We start from the raw sequence: 14,554 nt of genomic DNA on the forward strand, positions 1-14,554 counted from the left end.
GCAGAGCTCCTTTGATTCCGAAGTTCGCATCAGAAGTTGCTGCGATAGCTTGCGAACTTCGGAATCGGAGCTCTGGCGCCCGGTACCCCGGCCCTGTAAAATCCCCAGTTGAATTAGTCCGGGGGGACGATGCGTCTTAAGACCATTCTGCTCGCGATCGTGGTGGTCGCGGGATCCTTTTTCGTCAGTCTGAAGGTGATGGACTGGGTCTCGCCGCGCAGCGAGAGCCTGCGCCCGGCCGCCGTCGCCGACCTGCCGCCTCTACCCCCGGCGCCGCGCAGTTCCGTCATCCTGGCCCAGGTCGCCATTCCCATCACCGCGATCCGCGACGCAGCCGACCGCGGCGCGCCCCGCAACTTTTCCGGCAAGGCCGATAACCCGGTCTCGCAGGTCCTGCAGAATGCCGACATCGGCTGGACCGCCGCGCGCGGGCCGATCGGGGTGAGCGGCGGTCAGGATGCACTGTCGCTGAACACGGCGCTGACCGGAAAGCTGAACGTCACGGGATCGCTGGCGGCGAAGACGACGGGCGCCGTGGGTGACGCCATCGGCGGCCTGCTCGGCAGGGATGTCGGCAGCAAGATCTCGAGCATCAACATCAAGGCGGTGAATGCCAGCGCCGAGATCAAGGGCAATGTGACCGTCACGGCGCGGCCGAAGTTCGGCGCCAACTGGCGCATCGAGCCCAACCTGAGCGGCCAGGTCAATCTCGGCGACACCAGCATGTCGGTCGCCGGTGCGCGCCTCAACGTGCCTGCGCAGATCAAGCCGCTGCTCGACAAGAACGTCGCCGAACAGATCATCACCGCGGAAAATCGCATCCACAACGATCCCTCGTTCGAGCGCAACGCGCGCATTCAATGGGCCAAGGCCTGCCGCTCGATTCCACTGCAGACCGCGAGCTCGTCAACGCCGCCGCTTTGGCTCGAAATGCGCCCGACCCGCGCGATCGCCGTCCAGCCGAATGTCAGCGCCACCGCCATCACCATGACGGTCGGCATCGAGGCGGAAACCCGCATCACGCCGAAACAAACGACGCCGATGTGCCCCTTCCCCGAAAAGCTTTCGGTCGTGCCGCCGACGCAGCCGATCGTCGCCATCGGCATCCCGATCGATATTCCCTTCACCGACGTCGACAAGCTCGTCGAAGCGCAGTTGGTCGGCCGCACCTTTCCGGAAGATGGATCGGGTTCGGTGAACGTCACCGTGAAACGCGCGCAGGTTTCGGCCTCGGGCGACCGGCTTTTGATTTCACTGCTGCTCAACGCCAAGGAAAAGAACAGCTTCCTCTCGTTCGGCGGCGAAGCCACCGTGCATATCTGGGGCAAGCCGGTGCTCGACAAGGCAAACCAGATCCTGCGGCTCACCAATGTCGAGATGGGCGTGGAATCGGAAGCTGCCTTCGGCCTGCTCGGTGCCGCCGCACGTGCTGTTATGCCGCATCTGCAAAAGACCCTGGCCGAGAAGACCACGGTGGACCTGAAGCCGTTCCTGGGCGACGCGCAGAAGATGATCGGAAGCGCGGTCTCCGATTTGCAGAAGAACGAAAACAGCGTGCGGGTCGTCACCGACATCAAGAACCTGACGCTTGCCGACATCGCCTACGATGCCAAGACGCTGCGCCTGATCGCCGAGGTTGACGGCACCATCAGCGTCACAGTGGCATCCCTGCCGGGGCTTTGAGCTGCGCTCCTCATCCTGAGGAGCATCGCGAAGCGATGCGTCTCGAAGGATGGGCCCCGACTTCTTCGGACTTTGCAGGCTCTCCCGAAGCCGGGTAAAACAACCCCATAAGAACAAACATGTCAGGGAGATGAGACCATGAAATCCTTCACCGCCAGCATGCTCGCCGCGCTCGCTATTGCCGCAACGAGCAGCGCGGCGAATGCGCAAATTTCCGACGACGTCGTCAAGATCGGCGTCTTGACCGACATGGCAAGCCTTTATGCTGACGCCACCGGCAAGGGCTCGCTGGTCGCCGTGCAGATGGCGGTCGCCGACTACGGCAGCAAGGTGAAGGGCAAGCCGGTCGAGGTGGTCTCTGCCGACCATCAGAACAAGCCTGACATCGCCCTCTCGATCGCCCGCAACTGGTACGACAACGAAAAGGTCGACGCGATCTTCGACGTGCCGACGTCGTCCGTCGCGCTGCCGATTTCGGCCCTGACGCGCGAGAAGAACAAGATCAACATCAATTCGGGCGGCGGCACGTCCGACCTCACCGGCAAGGCCTGCTCGCCCAACACGGTGCACTGGACCTATGACACCTATTCGCTGTCCAACGTCGCCGGCAAGGCGATGGTCAAGCGCGGCGAGGACACCTGGTTCTTCATCACTGCCGACTATGCCTTCGGCCATGCGCTCGAGCGTGACGCGGCCGACGTCGTCAAGGAAAACGGTGGCAAGGTGCTCGGCGATGCGCGACATCCGCTGAACAATTCCGATTTCTCCTCCTTCCTGCTCCAGGCGCAGTCTTCGAAGGCCAAGGTGATTGGGCTCGCCAATGCCGGCGGCGACACCCAGAACGCGCTGAAGCAGGCGGCCGAGTTCGGCATCACGCAAGGCGGACAGAAGATGATCGCCCTGCTCACGGAAATCACCGACGTGCACTCGCTCGGCATCAAGGCCACCCAGGGGCTGATCGTCACCGATGCCTTCTACTGGGATCGCGATGACGAGACGCGCGCCTTCTCCAAGCGCTTCAACGAGAAGGTCGGCCACATGCCGACCATGATCCAGGCGGGTCTTTATTCCGCGACCATGCACTACCTTAAGGCGATCGAGGCGATCGGCACCGACGACTCTCTGAAGGTGATGGCGCAGATGCGCGCCACGCCGATCCACGACTTCTTCGCTCACGACGGCAAGATCCGCATCGACGGCCGCATGGTCCACGACATGTATCTGTTCGAGGTCAAGAAGCCCGAGGAGTCGAAGGGTGAGTGGGACCTTTACAAACTGCTCGCCACCGTTCCCGGCGACGAGGCGTTCCGTCCGCTCGACAAGGGCAATTGCCCGCTGGTGAAGACGAATTGAGATCGTCGTAGGCCAAGACGTCATTGCGAGGAGCCTTAGCGACGAAGCAATCCAGCTCTCTTAGATTCTGGATTGCTTCGCGGAGCCTGTCATCGGGCGCGCATTCGCGCGTCCCGTTGGGCTCGCAATGACGTGGGACAACAAAAAACGCGCCCGGCCAAACCGGGCGCGTTTTGCACGGACGCTCGTGCTCGGTCTCTCTCCTCAGTCCTCGAATTTGAACGAAACGTTGATCTTGGCGCGATAGGCTTCAACCTTGCCCTTGGCATCAAGTTGCATATCGAGCTTGACGATTTCGGCAACCCGGAGATCGCGCAAGGTCTTGCCGGCCCTTTCGACGGCGGCCGCGGCCGCCTTCTCCCATGAATCCTTGCTGGTACCGACCAGTTCAATGACCTTGTAGACGCTTTCGCTCATATCAGTCCTCCCGTTCGGTATTAGGCAGGAGGCAGGTGCTCCTGCCACTTCTGAGACTAACATCGGGACATAGGCGCTGAAAGGCGCAAAGTTCCTGCACGAGGAAAGCGCGCCCGGCAGAACCGGGCGCGCGCTTGTTATCGTGCCCGTTGGCAGGCGAAGCATCACTCCGAATATTTGAATTCGGTCATCGACTTCAGCTCATCCTTGTTCGCATTGAACACGGCATGATCCGGATACCAGGGGTTGGGCTTGCTCGCCGGCGGGCCGCCGGTGCCGGAAGAACCGCCGCTGGCAGAGCCGGTCGTGGTCGGCGGGCTGGTCGGCGGACGGGTCATCGCGCCGCCGCCGGCGCTGGGCGTACCGGTAGAGGCCGTGCCGGTATAGGCCACCGGCTCGTTGACGAATTTGATCTTGTCGAGCGGCACCGCGACCAGATGCTGGCCCATGCCCAGAAAACCGCCGACGCCGAGCACCACCGCCTTGATGTTTCCGCCCTTGTCCATCAACAGATCATTGATGGAGCCCAGGTTTTCATTTTCGTCGTTGTAGACTTTCAGGCCAACGACCTTCGAGGCGCGCCAGTCACCCTTGAGCGAGGACTCGGGCATGGACGCGCCGGTCGCGTGATCGCTCGTAGCGGCCGGGGTTTGCGTCGTCGGGGTTTGCGCCGAAGCCATCGTTATAAGCAACGCCGTGCTGGCCAACGCCGCCGTGATAGTTTTTGCAAACATTGTTTCCTCCTTAGCCAAAAGGTGAAGAGAAAACCCGATGCTTCAATTGCTGTTCCGCGGTTCCGGTAATTTCGGCTGGCACACCAGCGGAACCGGAGCGATGTGCTCCGATTGCGCGCCGTCCGATCTTTGCCGAATCCTGTGTTCGCTGATGCGTAACGAAGATCAACCCAGCGCGGCCGCAGCGCTTTCGGCAATGTCCGGCAGCACGGCCCGAAACTCGATCCCATGCAGTTTGACGGTCGGCATTACGCCGAAATAATTTCCTCCGAACACCCGCATGCGCCGGTTGAGTTCGTGCCTGGAAATGTCGAGCGGAATCTCGCACATCGAAAGGTAGTTGCCGCGCGAATATTTCCGCCGTCCCCATTCGACCGGCAGCGCCGCCGGCAAGGTGAGAGAGCAAGCCAGTTCCCGCGCCATGCGCCAGAACAGAAATGCAAGGCGGGCGTAGGCCATGCCCTCGAGGCTGAACACTGTTGTGTCGGGCGGGATCGGAAACAGCGCGAGATCGATGATCGGACCCGCGTCGACCTTCTCGACCATCAAATGGACGGTCGCGCCGAATTCACCGGCCTGATCATACAGCGCGAAATGCGCCGGCGCCCAGCCGGGATAGCTCGGCGGCCCCGGGTGAAAATTGACCGCGCCATAGCCGATCTGGTCGAGGATCTTTTTGGGCACGATCACCGGCGTGACAAAGCCGATCAGGCGCGAACGGGCCAGCACCTGGCTCGATAGCTCCGACAATTGTTCGACGCTGTCGATGGTCAGCACGGTGACCGCCGGGTTGTGCCCGAGCAGGGCCGGCGGCAGCGCCGCTCGTTCAATGTAGCCGGTCAGCAGAATGATGGTGTCAAACATGCATTCTTTGCGGGGCTTTGGCCGGGGCGCCGTGGGGTTTATGGGTTTCCTGCCCCATCACCGTATGTCAGGATTAAAATGGTCTCATGACTGCGAAAGTGCAGTTATTGCCCGCTATTGCGAACCAGACTCCGGAAACATCCGGAAACAAAAAAGGTGGTTCTGTTGCCCAAAATCTCGGGCAAAGAATTTGGATGCCTCCTGTGCCGCCGAACATCCTCGTCGTTGAAGACGACCGCGAAACGCGGGCGCTGATTGCAAAATATCTTCGCAACAACGCCTGCAATGTGACCACCGCCAATGATGGGCGCGAGATGACCCGCGCGATGACCGATCATCGCGTCGACCTCGTCATTCTCGACGTGATGCTGCCGGGCGAAGACGGCCTCAGCCTGTGCCGCAAGATCCGCAGCGAGTCGCAGGTGCCGATCATCATGCTGACCGCGCGCGGCGAGGACGTCGATCGCATTCTTGGCCTCGAGATGGGCGCCGACGACTATCTGGCAAAGCCCTTCAACCCCCGCGAACTGCTCGCCCGCATCAATGCGGTGCTGCGCCGCCAGGCGGCCGCGCAAACCGCAAGCTCCGTGACAGGCGCGACCGCGCTCACCTTTCAGGGCTGGCGGATCGATTTCCGTTTGCGCGAATTGCGCAATCCGGCCGGCGCGCGCGTAGCGATGACGTCGGCCGAGTTCGACTTGCTGCGCGCCTTCTGCGAGCGGCCCGGGCGCGTATTGTCGCGCGACAGCCTGCTCGATCTGACGCAAGGCCGCAGCGCCGGCTCGTTCGAGCGCTCGATCGACGTGCTGGTGAGCCGCATCCGCCGCAAGATCGAAACCGATCCGCAGGATTCCAGCATGATCAAGACGGTGCGCTCGGGCGGCTATCTCTTCACGCCGACCGTGGAGGCGGCTGCCGTCCCGATTGATGGCGTCAAATGAAGCTCGCCGACGTCCTGAACCTGCGGACGATCGGCGGTCAGATCACCGCGCTGGTGATAGCTTCTATCGTTGCCATCCACGCCATTCTGACCTGCCTCTTCCTGCTGACCCGCCCGGAACAGCCGGATCCGAGCGTCGATCGCGGCCACGCCCAGTTTGCGGCGTCGGTTCTGCTGCTCGGCGCAGCGTCAGCCGCCGACCGCCCGCGCCTGATGGCCGATCTCGGGCGCGCCTTCCCCAAGCTCGACATTCAGCCGCTGCCGGCGGGCCCCGTGCCCGAAGCGAGCGACCCCGAAGGCCTCGATCTGCGCAGCCTGCATCGAAGGCTCGACTCCAGCTATCGCATCTTTTCTCTCGTCAACGATCAAAGCCGTCACAAGGTCGGCATCGCCTTGCCGGACGGCGCGATGATTTCGGCGCGCATACTGCCCGACCAGCGGATGCGTCCGCTCTGGATCGGATCGTGGACGGTGACGCTGTTGTTTGTGATCGTCAGCGTCAGCCTGCTCAGCCTGTGGGCGGCGCGCGCGCTGACGGCGCCGCTATCGGCCTTTGCGAAAGCGGCCGAGAATTTCAGCGTTAACGGCGCGGCCGCTTCTCTGCCGGAACGCGGACCGGAAGAAATCCGTTCCGTCGCCAGAGCACTCAACCGGATGCGTGAACGCATCGGCGCGCTGATCGACGATCGTACCAAGATGCTGGCCGCCATCAGCCACGATCTGCGCACACCGATCACGCGGATGCGGCTGCGGGCAGAGTTCATCGACGACGAGATTCATCGTCACCGCATGATGAGCGATCTCGACCAGATGCGCTCGATGCTGGAATCGGTGCTTTCGTTCCTGCGCAACGACCGCAAGCTCGAGGCCATGACGCTCGCCGACATCGCCTCGACCTTGCAACTCGTCGTCGACCAGTTCGCCGATATCGGACACAAGGTGACCTATGAGGGCCCGGAGCATGCGATGGCGACCGTGCGGCCGGACGACCTGACGCGCAGCATCACCAACCTCGTGGACAATTCGGTGAGATACAGCTCCCACGTCACCCTTCGCCTTGCGACCTCGGCCGACTGCGCGACCATCGAGGTCGAGGACGACGGGCCGGGCATTTCGGATGCGCGCAAGGAAGTGATGCTGGAACCGTTCGTGCGCGGCGACGATGCGCGCAACATGGACGAGACCGCGGGCTTCGGGCTTGGGCTTTCGATCGCACGCGCCATCGTGCTGGCGCACGGCGGCAAGCTTTCACTGCACGACCGCCAGCCGCACGGACTGATCGTGCGCATCGAACTGCCGGTGCGGCAACCCAATCGGCAAGCGGCAGAGTGAATTTCTTGAAGCGTCAGGCTGCGATTGCTTCTTCGACCTCGTCTGCATCGAAATAGGCGACCGCCTCAAAGCGATAGTCGCAGGCCATGCAGCGCCAGAGATAGAAGGTGCGGCCGGGCTCGGTCTCGACCCATTCGGGCATTGAAATCAGCCTGCCGCACTGGGCGCATGGGTTTTCTCGAGGCAGCGAACGGAATCCGGTTGCGGCCATAGCGCATCTCTCCCGATTTTTTTGAAGTCAGTCTGGAAGCAAGGTCGGTGACGCGGAGATCGGACAGGATTGCTGCCGGATAGACGCTTCCGACATATTGCTCCCTGGAAGATCAATGGGGCAAATCGACGGCAGAGTCACCGCGACGTGTCGCCGCGATGGCTCAAATTTTTCTCGTTGTCGATTCACTTCGCGCGAGGTTCGTTCGCGTTGTTGACCGCGGGTTCCCTGGCATGCAATGCGCCAGCCTTGCGGACGTGGATCGTGGCGATGTCGTCGCTATAGATCTTCCGCCAGCCATTCAGGTGATCGAACAGCTTGGCCGCGGGGCTTTGCGTGCGCAGCAGCGTCGCCTGAATCTGATAAGCGTCCAGCAAGCGGAACAGGACGTCCGGATCGGCCAGCTCGGACGCCAGATGTTGATCGACGAAAAACGTCTCGCCATAGAGTTCGGTGCGGCCGTCGATGAAAGGCGCAACGCCGCTTGCGATCAGATAGCCGCCGAAATCATAGTCGTTGAAGACGCGCTCGAGTTTGAGCTTCTTCAGCTCGGCGACGGCCTTCACCGGCGAGTTGGCGGTGTTTGGCGCGAAACGATGCGTCGCGGCAAAGCCCAGCGTTCCCGCCGCCAGCACCACCACAAGCGCGGCCGCCATCACGGCGCCGACGGGCTTGAGCGAAGACGCGGACGCGGTTCTTGCTTCGCCGATCTGGCGCGCAAGCGGAGCAGCGAGCACCAGCGGGGCCAGCAGCGCGAGAATTTCGGCCGCCCTGGCTTGCGCCAGCGCCATGTGAACCAGCCCAAGCAGGATCACGATGCGCATCAACGGCAGAGTGATGCCGCGATAAAGCGCGAGCCCAATGCCGCCGAGCAGGCAGACTTCGAACGGATGCAGCGTCGCGAAGTCGGCAGCGCGCCATTCCGTGATCAGCGGCAGCGCACTGCCGAGCGCCAGGATCTTGCGCGACGCGAGAAGCGAGTCCCAGCCATAGGGCGTGCAGCAGCTGGCAGCAAGCGCCAAGCTAGCGAAAATCGCCCACCGCGCCGCGAGCCTCATCCGCTCGCCTTTCGCCGCGCTGATCAGACAATCGAGCGCAATCGGCGCGACCATGACAAGGCCAAAGACAAAGCCGCCATGGAGGTTCGCCCACAGCGCCATCAGCGGCAGCAGAAGAAACGACGGCGCCGCGCGGCGGTCGGCGGCCGCGATCAACTCGCCAATCCACACCACCATGATCGGCAGCGCAAGCACATGCGGCCGCGCCAGAAGATGCGGCGCGGTCAGCGCGAACGCGACTGCGACGAAGATGAGCGCCGCGCTATCGCTTAAACTGCGGACGAGATACCGCGCCAGCAGTGCGAAAGTGGCTGCGATCGCGAGGGCTGCCAGCACCACCGGCCCGCTCCAGCCGAACCACGCATAGACACTGGCGTAGAGAACCTGCGCCAGCCACTGCGTCGAAATCCATGGCGCCCCTCGCATGGTGAAGGAGTAGACGTCGGTGTGCGGCACCGCCCGGTGGTCGAGAATCCACTGCCCGATCGTGATCTGCCACTGCGTGTCGGGATCGTTCAAGAGGTGATTGCCGGCGACGACCAGCACCCCAAAGACCACGATGCCGACCCAGAGCGGCAATGATCCGCGGACTATCTGGGTATCTGGCGCAATGTCGGCGGCGGCCAGGGTCATGAATATCCCTTGAGTTTCCCGCCTATTCGAAGCACATCAGGGCATAATTCCGGGTAAACCTGGGGCGCCAGGCCGGGTTTTCGCCATATCGATTGCCGACAATGCCGCGCGTCACCGCCCTTTCCCGCGGGTCCGCTCGGCCCACGTACTGCCCCGAGGCCTCTCATGAAGCGTCTGTTAACCTTCGCATCGCTTGCTCTGGCGCTGGCCGTCGCCTTGCCGGGATCAGCGTTCGCCCAACGCAGCCAATATGACGAGATGGTCGCGAGGCACGCGCAGGCGAACGGCGTCCCGGTCGCGCTGGTGCACCGGGTGATCGTGCGCGAGAGCCGCTACAATGCCGGCCTCGTCGGCCGCGGCGGCACGATCGGGCTGATGCAGATCAAGCTCGCGACCGCGCGGGGCCTTGGCTACACCGGCACAGCCGAGGGCTTGCGCGATCCCGACACCAATCTTGCCTATGCGGTGAAGTATCTTGCCGGCGCCTATCGCGCCGCGAACGGCGATCACGACCGCGCGGTGCGCTATTATGCGGGCGGCTATTACTACGTCGCCAAGCACCAGCGATTGGCACATAGCAGGCATTCCGAGCCGCTGGTGATCGCGCCTGTCGCCGCGGAGGAATAGGCGCTCTCCCCCGGGGAGGTTCCGAAAGCCGTGCATCTCGCGCGCCAATTGGAGCAAACCGGCCGGGGCCGCGTTGACACCTCCGCTTGGGGGTCTACATTAGGGCTGTTCCGAGGGGAGCTCCGATGAGGAGCTGAGAGACCGCACCCTCTGGTTTCCAGACTGATCCAAAGGATCATGTCCCTGGGAACCAAGAGACCGCGGTGACCCTTTGAACCTGATCCGGGTCATGCCGGCGAAGGGACAGGGATGTACCAGAGTTCGACCAATGCCCGGGGGCAATCCCCGGTTTCAGTCATAGGCGCAGGCATCGCAGGTGCCTGGCACGCATTGCTGTTGGCGCAATCCGGCCGCAGCGTCACGCTACACGAGCGCAGTGACGCCGCGATGACGCAGTCCACCAGCCATTGGGCCGGCGGCATGCTCGCGCCGTATTGCGAGGCGGAATCGACCGAACCCGTGATCGTCCGCCTCGGCCTGCGGTCGCTGAAACTGTGGCGCGACTATTTTCCCGAAACGCCGTTCAATGGCTCGCTGGTGGTGGCACATCCGCGCGACCGCGCCGATTTCGAACGCTTTGCCAGGCTGACATCAGGCCATCAACGGCTCGACGCGCAAGGCTTGAGCCGGATCGAACCATCGCTGGACGGGCGTTTCCGCGAAGGCCTGTTCTATGCCGATGAGGGCCATGTCGAGCCGCGCAAGATCCTGCCCGAACTGCACGCGCGCATTCGCGAGGCCGGCGGCACGATCGCATTCAACAGCGAGGTCGAGCCGGACGAACTTGACGGCACGGTGATCGACTGCCGCGGACTTGCCGCGCGCGACAAGCAAACCGAGCTGCGCGGCGTCAAGGGCGAACTCATCCTGATCGAGACCGACGAGGTCGAACTGTCTCGCCCGGTGCGGCTGATCCATCCGCGCTTTCCGCTCTATATCATCCCGCGTGGCGAAGGCCGCTTCATGCTGGGCGCGACCTCGCTCGAGACCGAGAGCAGTGGCGTCAGCGTCCGCTCCGCGCTCGAACTTCTCGGCGCCGCCTATGCCGTGCATCCGGCCTTCGGCGAGGCGCGCATCCTCGAATTCGGCTCGGGCCTGCGCCCGGCTTTCCCCGACAACCTGCCGCGCATTGCGATCGACAACCACCATATCGCGGTGAACGGGCTTTATCGCCACGGCTTTTTGCTGGCGCCGGCGCTCGCCGAACTCACGCTCGGCTATGTCGAGCGCGGCACCATCGACAATGAGGTGATGCAATGCGCGTGACCATAAACGGCGAAGAGCAGGAGATCGCCGCAATGAGCGTCGCGGCCCTGCTTGGTAAGCTCGACTACGAGGGCACGCATTTTGCGGTCGCCGTGAATTACGACGTGCTGCCGAAAAGCCGCTGGGCCGAGACGCAGATCAAGGCCGGCGACGAGATCGAAATCATCACGCCGCGGCAGGGAGGGTAAGGATGATGCAATTGCCTTTCTCGTCATTCCGGGGCACGCGAAGCGTGAACCCGGAATCTCGCGCCACAATCTCGAGATTCCGGATCGGTCCGCTTGCCGCGGACCGTCCGGAATGACGGAGAACCAGATGCTCACCTTCTACAACAAAACCTTCACTTCCCGCATGCTGATCGGCACGGCGCTCTATCCCTCGCCCGCGATCATGCAGAACGCGATCCGCGCCAGCGGCAGCGAGATCGTCACGGTGTCGCTGCGGCGCGAGGCCGCCGGCGGCAAGACCGGCGATGCGTTCTGGAATCTGATCCGCGAGTTGAACGTCACCGTGCTGCCGAACACCGCCGGCTGCCGCAGCGTGCGCGAAGCCGTGACGACGGCAAAACTCGCGCGCGAATTGTTTGCGACATCCTGGATCAAGCTGGAAGTGATCGCCGACAACGACACGCTGCAACCCGATGTGGTCGGCCTCGTCGAAGCGGCTGGCATCCTGATCAAGGACGGTTTCGAAGTGTTTCCCTATTGCACCGAGGACCTCTCGGTGGCGATGCGGCTGGTCGATGTCGGTTGCAAGGTGGTGATGCCCTGGGCCGCGCCCATCGGCAGCGCGAAAGGCATCATCAATCCCGATGCGCTGAAATTGTTGCGCGACCGCCTGCCTGATATCGCGCTCGTGGTCGATGCGGGCCTCGGCGCGCCGAGCCACGCCGCGCGCGCGCTCGAACTCGGCTATGACGCTGTGCTGCTCAATACCGCAATCGCCAAGGCCGCCGACCCGGTCGCGATGGCGAAGGCGTTTCGTCAGGGCGTCGAAGCCGGCCGCGCCGCGTTCGAAGCCGGCCTGATGGAAGCCCGTGATTTTGCCTCCCCTTCAACCCCCGTCGTTGGGACCCCGTTCTGGCATGCCGTATCCTGATCGCTTTTATCCCGTCGTCGACAGCGTCGCCTGGGTGGCGCGGCTCGCGCTGCTTGGCGTCGGCACGATCCAGCTGCGCGCCAAGAATTTGAGCGAGGCGGACGCGCTGCAGACGGTGAAGGACGCGCTCGACGTCATTCATGGCACGAACGCAAAGCTCGTGGTCAACGATTACTGGCGCGCTGCGATCGAGGCCGGCGCGCAGCATCTGCATCTCGGCCAGGAAGATCTCGCGGACGCCGACGTTGGCGCTATCAGAGGCGCCGGCCTCACGTTGGGCATCTCGACCCATGACGACGCGGAACTGGAAACCGCGCTTGCCGCGCAGCCCGATTATATCGCGCTCGGTCCGATCTTTCCGACCACGTTGAAGTCGATGCGCTTCGCGCCGCAGGGTATTGCCAAGATCACCGAATGGAAGAAGCGCATCGGCGACATTCCACTGGTTGCGATCGGCGGCATCAAGCTCGAACACGCTCCCGAAATTTTCGCCGCCGGCGCCGATTCGATCGCAGTCGTTTCCGACGTCACCCAGAACGCCGACCCCGACAAGCGCGTGCGCGCCTGGCTGGGACTGAAGGAGACCGCGTGATGGAAAGAAATTTCCAACACCGTCATTGCGAGGAGCAAAGCGACGAAGCAATCCAGTCCGTTTCCGCGGATCGATTTCTGGATTGCTTCGCTGCGCTCGCAATGACGACAGACAAGTAGAGTTTTAAGGAGGACCCCATGAACATTCGTCCCAATCCCGACACGACCGTCGCCGCCGTGACCACGGGCCCGTTGCCCTCCTCGCGGAAAATCTTTTCGACGCCCGATGCGGCGGCCGACCTGCGCGTGCCCTTACGCGAGATCATGCTCTCGCAAGGCGCGGGCGAGCCGAACCTTCCCGTCTACGACACCTCCGGGCCCTACACCGATCCTGATGTCACGATCGACGTCAACAAGGGCCTGTCGCGGAATCGCATCGCCTGGGTGAAAGAACGCGGCGGCGTCGAGGAATATGAGGGACGCACCATCAAGCCGGAAGACAACGGCAATGTCGGCACTGCACATGCCGCCAAGGCCTTCACCGCGCACCACAAGCCGCTGCGCGGCGTTGACGGCCACAAGATCACGCAGCTCGAATTCGCCCGCGCCGGCATCATCACGAAAGAGATGATCTATGTCGCCGAGCGCGAAAATCTCGGCCGCAAGAAGCAGCTTGAACGCGCCGAAGCAGCTCTCGCCGATGGCGAAAGCTTTGGCGCAGCGGTGCCGGCCTTCATCACGCCGGAGTTCGTGCGCTCCGAGATCGCGCGGGGACGCGCCATCATTCCCTCCAACATCAATCACGGCGAACTCGAGCCGATGATCATCGGCCGCAACTTCCTGACCAAGATCAACGCCAATATCGGCAACTCCGCCGTGACGTCGTCGGTGGAAGAGGAAGTCGACAAGATGGTGTGGGCGATCCGCTGGGGCGCCGACACCGTGATGGACCTCTCGACGGGCCGCAACATCCACACCACGCGCGAATGGATTTTGCGCAACTCGCCAGTGCCGATCGGCACCGTGCCGATCTACCAGGCGCTGGAGAAGTGCAACGGCGATCCGGTCGCGCTGACCTGGGAGCTCTACAAGGACACCCTGATCGAGCAGTGCGAGCAGGGCGTCGATTACTTCACCATCCACGCCGGCGTCCGCCTCGGCTACATCCACCTCACCGCCAACCGCGTCACTGGCATCGTCTCGCGCGGCGGCTCGATCATGGCGAAGTGGTGCCTGGCGCATCACAAGGAGAGCTTCCTCTACACGCATTTCGAGGAAATCTGCGACCTCATGCGCAAGTACGACGTGTCGTTCTCGCTCGGCGACGGCCTGCGCCCCGGCTCGATCGCCGACGCCAACGACCGCGCCCAGTTCGCCGAGCTCGAGACGCTGGGCGAGCTCACCAAGATCGCATGGGAAAAGGGTTGCCAGGTCATGATCGAAGGCCCCGGCCACGTGCCGATGCACAAGATCAAGATCAACATGGAAAAGCAGCTCGAAGAATGCGGCGAGGCGCCGTTCTATACGCTCGGGCCGCTGACGACCGACATCGCGCCGGGCTACGATCACATCACCTCGGCCATCGGCGCGGCGATGATCGGCTGGTTCGGCACGGCGATGCTCTGTTACGTGACGCCGAAGGAGCATCTCGGATTGCCGGATCGTCAGGACGTGAAGGATGGCGTGATCGCTTACAAGATCGCTGCACACGCGGCAGACCTGGCGAAGGGCCATCCGGGCGCGCAGCTTCAGGATAATGCATTGTCGAAAGCGCGCTTCGAGTTCCGCTGGGAAGATCAGTTCAACT

Annotated in this window: 15 protein-coding genes and 1 riboswitch; of the genes, 10 read left to right on the forward strand and 5 right to left on the reverse strand. The window is 63.0% G+C overall.

Annotation, left to right across the window (positions count from 1 at the left end; translation table 11 throughout):
- The first annotated feature begins 129 nt into the window (after nucleotides 1–129).
- Both VFB05_RS09510 and VFB05_RS09515 read left to right on the forward strand, forming a co-directional pair.
- Complete coding sequence (locus VFB05_RS09510; protein WP_325011411.1) at nucleotides 130–1,683, forward strand: DUF4403 family protein; 1,554 nt, start codon at nucleotides 130–132, stop codon at nucleotides 1,681–1,683.
- Nucleotides 1,684–1,821: 138 nt separating this feature from the next.
- Nucleotides 1,822–3,036, forward strand: coding sequence for an ABC transporter substrate-binding protein (locus VFB05_RS09515; RefSeq protein ID WP_325011412.1), 1,215 nt, complete (start codon nucleotides 1,822–1,824; stop codon nucleotides 3,034–3,036).
- Between the two features lie 204 nt (nucleotides 3,037–3,240).
- Here VFB05_RS09515 and VFB05_RS09520 read toward each other — a convergent pair whose 3' ends face one another.
- From VFB05_RS09520 to VFB05_RS09530, 3 genes are all read right to left on the reverse strand, one after another.
- Entirely contained in the window at nucleotides 3,241–3,453 is a 213-nt protein-coding gene (locus VFB05_RS09520; RefSeq protein WP_325011414.1) for a dodecin family protein, read from the reverse strand.
- Nucleotides 3,454–3,617: 164 nt separating this feature from the next.
- Complete coding sequence (locus tag VFB05_RS09525) at nucleotides 3,618–4,187, reverse strand: PRC-barrel domain-containing protein (protein WP_325011416.1); 570 nt, start codon at nucleotides 4,185–4,187, stop codon at nucleotides 3,618–3,620.
- Between the two features lie 165 nt (nucleotides 4,188–4,352).
- Nucleotides 4,353–5,051 carry a formyltransferase family protein gene (locus tag VFB05_RS09530; protein WP_325011418.1) on the reverse strand — a complete coding sequence of 233 codons (699 nt, stop codon included), beginning with the start codon at nucleotides 5,049–5,051 and terminating at the stop codon, nucleotides 4,353–4,355.
- A 194-nt stretch (nucleotides 5,052–5,245) separates the two neighbouring features.
- On the opposite strand from VFB05_RS09530, the gene VFB05_RS09535 reads away from it, so the two are divergent.
- Both VFB05_RS09535 and VFB05_RS09540 read left to right on the forward strand, forming a co-directional pair.
- A complete protein-coding gene (locus VFB05_RS09535) occupies nucleotides 5,246–5,992 on the forward strand; it encodes a response regulator (protein ID WP_325011420.1) in 747 nt (248 codons plus the stop codon).
- On the forward strand, nucleotides 5,989–7,323 hold the full coding sequence (locus VFB05_RS09540; RefSeq protein ID WP_325011422.1) for an ATP-binding protein: 1,335 nt from the start codon (nucleotides 5,989–5,991) through the stop codon (nucleotides 7,321–7,323). Before VFB05_RS09535 ends, VFB05_RS09540 begins: the two co-directional genes overlap by 4 nt.
- 13 nt (nucleotides 7,324–7,336) lie before the next feature.
- Here VFB05_RS09540 and VFB05_RS09545 read toward each other — a convergent pair whose 3' ends face one another.
- Together VFB05_RS09545 and VFB05_RS09550 are read right to left on the reverse strand one after the other, a co-directional pair.
- The gene (locus tag VFB05_RS09545; RefSeq protein WP_325011424.1) at nucleotides 7,337–7,465 is read right to left on the reverse strand and encodes a hypothetical protein; all 129 of its coding nucleotides are present in this window, start codon (nucleotides 7,463–7,465) and stop codon (nucleotides 7,337–7,339) included.
- Between the two features lie 254 nt (nucleotides 7,466–7,719).
- A complete protein-coding gene (locus VFB05_RS09550; RefSeq protein WP_325011426.1) occupies nucleotides 7,720–9,225 on the reverse strand; it encodes a hypothetical protein in 1,506 nt (501 codons plus the stop codon).
- A gap of 165 nt (nucleotides 9,226–9,390) precedes the next feature.
- Between VFB05_RS09550 and VFB05_RS09555 the strand changes: the two genes are divergently transcribed.
- The 6 genes from VFB05_RS09555 to thiC all read left to right on the forward strand — a co-directional run.
- On the forward strand, nucleotides 9,391–9,852 hold the full coding sequence (locus VFB05_RS09555) for a lytic transglycosylase domain-containing protein (RefSeq protein ID WP_325011428.1): 462 nt from the start codon (nucleotides 9,391–9,393) through the stop codon (nucleotides 9,850–9,852).
- Between the two features lie 103 nt (nucleotides 9,853–9,955).
- A riboswitch (TPP riboswitch) is annotated at nucleotides 9,956–10,114 on the forward strand.
- Nucleotides 10,102–11,118, forward strand: coding sequence for an FAD-dependent oxidoreductase (locus VFB05_RS09560; protein WP_325011430.1), 1,017 nt, complete (start codon nucleotides 10,102–10,104; stop codon nucleotides 11,116–11,118). (Overlaps the previous riboswitch by 13 nt.)
- On the forward strand, nucleotides 11,109–11,306 hold the full coding sequence (gene thiS, locus VFB05_RS09565) for a sulfur carrier protein ThiS (protein WP_325011433.1): 198 nt from the start codon (nucleotides 11,109–11,111) through the stop codon (nucleotides 11,304–11,306). Before VFB05_RS09560 ends, thiS begins: the two co-directional genes overlap by 10 nt.
- A gap of 127 nt (nucleotides 11,307–11,433) precedes the next feature.
- Nucleotides 11,434–12,216 carry a thiazole synthase gene (locus VFB05_RS09570; protein ID WP_325011441.1) on the forward strand — a complete coding sequence of 261 codons (783 nt, stop codon included), beginning with the start codon at nucleotides 11,434–11,436 and terminating at the stop codon, nucleotides 12,214–12,216.
- On the forward strand, nucleotides 12,203–12,808 hold the full coding sequence (locus tag VFB05_RS09575) for a thiamine phosphate synthase (RefSeq protein ID WP_325011435.1): 606 nt from the start codon (nucleotides 12,203–12,205) through the stop codon (nucleotides 12,806–12,808). The genes VFB05_RS09570 and VFB05_RS09575 overlap by 14 nt, the downstream gene beginning before the upstream one ends.
- 137 nt (nucleotides 12,809–12,945) lie before the next feature.
- Nucleotides 12,946–14,554: phosphomethylpyrimidine synthase ThiC (gene thiC / locus VFB05_RS09580; RefSeq protein ID WP_325011437.1), on the forward strand; the 1,609-nt coding region annotated here is incomplete at its 3' end.

Origin of the sequence: Bradyrhizobium sp. (genome assembly GCF_035652035.1) — a bacterium.
Classification (GTDB): domain Bacteria; phylum Pseudomonadota; class Alphaproteobacteria; order Rhizobiales; family Xanthobacteraceae; genus Bradyrhizobium.

Excerpts from the sequence above, each read along its gene's own strand:
- VFB05_RS09570 (WP_325011441.1), top strand. The coding sequence starts at position 11,434 with ATGCTCACCTTCTACAACAAAACCTTCACTTCCCGCATGCTGATCGGC.
- VFB05_RS09515 (WP_325011412.1), top strand. The coding sequence starts at position 1,822 with ATGAAATCCTTCACCGCCAGCATGCTCGCCGCGCTCGCTATTGCCGCA.
- VFB05_RS09510 (WP_325011411.1), top strand. The coding sequence starts at position 130 with ATGCGTCTTAAGACCATTCTGCTCGCGATCGTGGTGGTCGCGGGATCC.
- VFB05_RS09555 (WP_325011428.1), top strand. The coding sequence starts at position 9,391 with ATGAAGCGTCTGTTAACCTTCGCATCGCTTGCTCTGGCGCTGGCCGTC.
- VFB05_RS09550 (WP_325011426.1), bottom strand. The coding sequence starts at position 9,225 with ATGACCCTGGCCGCCGCCGACATTGCGCCAGATACCCAGATAGTCCGC.
- VFB05_RS09575 (WP_325011435.1), top strand. The coding sequence starts at position 12,203 with ATGCCGTATCCTGATCGCTTTTATCCCGTCGTCGACAGCGTCGCCTGG.
- VFB05_RS09560 (WP_325011430.1), top strand. The coding sequence starts at position 10,102 with ATGTACCAGAGTTCGACCAATGCCCGGGGGCAATCCCCGGTTTCAGTC.
- VFB05_RS09535 (WP_325011420.1), top strand. The coding sequence starts at position 5,246 with ATGCCTCCTGTGCCGCCGAACATCCTCGTCGTTGAAGACGACCGCGAA.
- VFB05_RS09525 (WP_325011416.1), bottom strand. The coding sequence starts at position 4,187 with ATGTTTGCAAAAACTATCACGGCGGCGTTGGCCAGCACGGCGTTGCTT.
- VFB05_RS09545 (WP_325011424.1), bottom strand. The coding sequence starts at position 7,465 with ATGCCCGAATGGGTCGAGACCGAGCCCGGCCGCACCTTCTATCTCTGG.
- VFB05_RS09530 (WP_325011418.1), bottom strand. The coding sequence starts at position 5,051 with ATGTTTGACACCATCATTCTGCTGACCGGCTACATTGAACGAGCGGCG.
- VFB05_RS09540 (WP_325011422.1), top strand. The coding sequence starts at position 5,989 with ATGAAGCTCGCCGACGTCCTGAACCTGCGGACGATCGGCGGTCAGATC.
- thiS (WP_325011433.1), top strand. The coding sequence starts at position 11,109 with ATGCGCGTGACCATAAACGGCGAAGAGCAGGAGATCGCCGCAATGAGC.
- VFB05_RS09520 (WP_325011414.1), bottom strand. The coding sequence starts at position 3,453 with ATGAGCGAAAGCGTCTACAAGGTCATTGAACTGGTCGGTACCAGCAAG.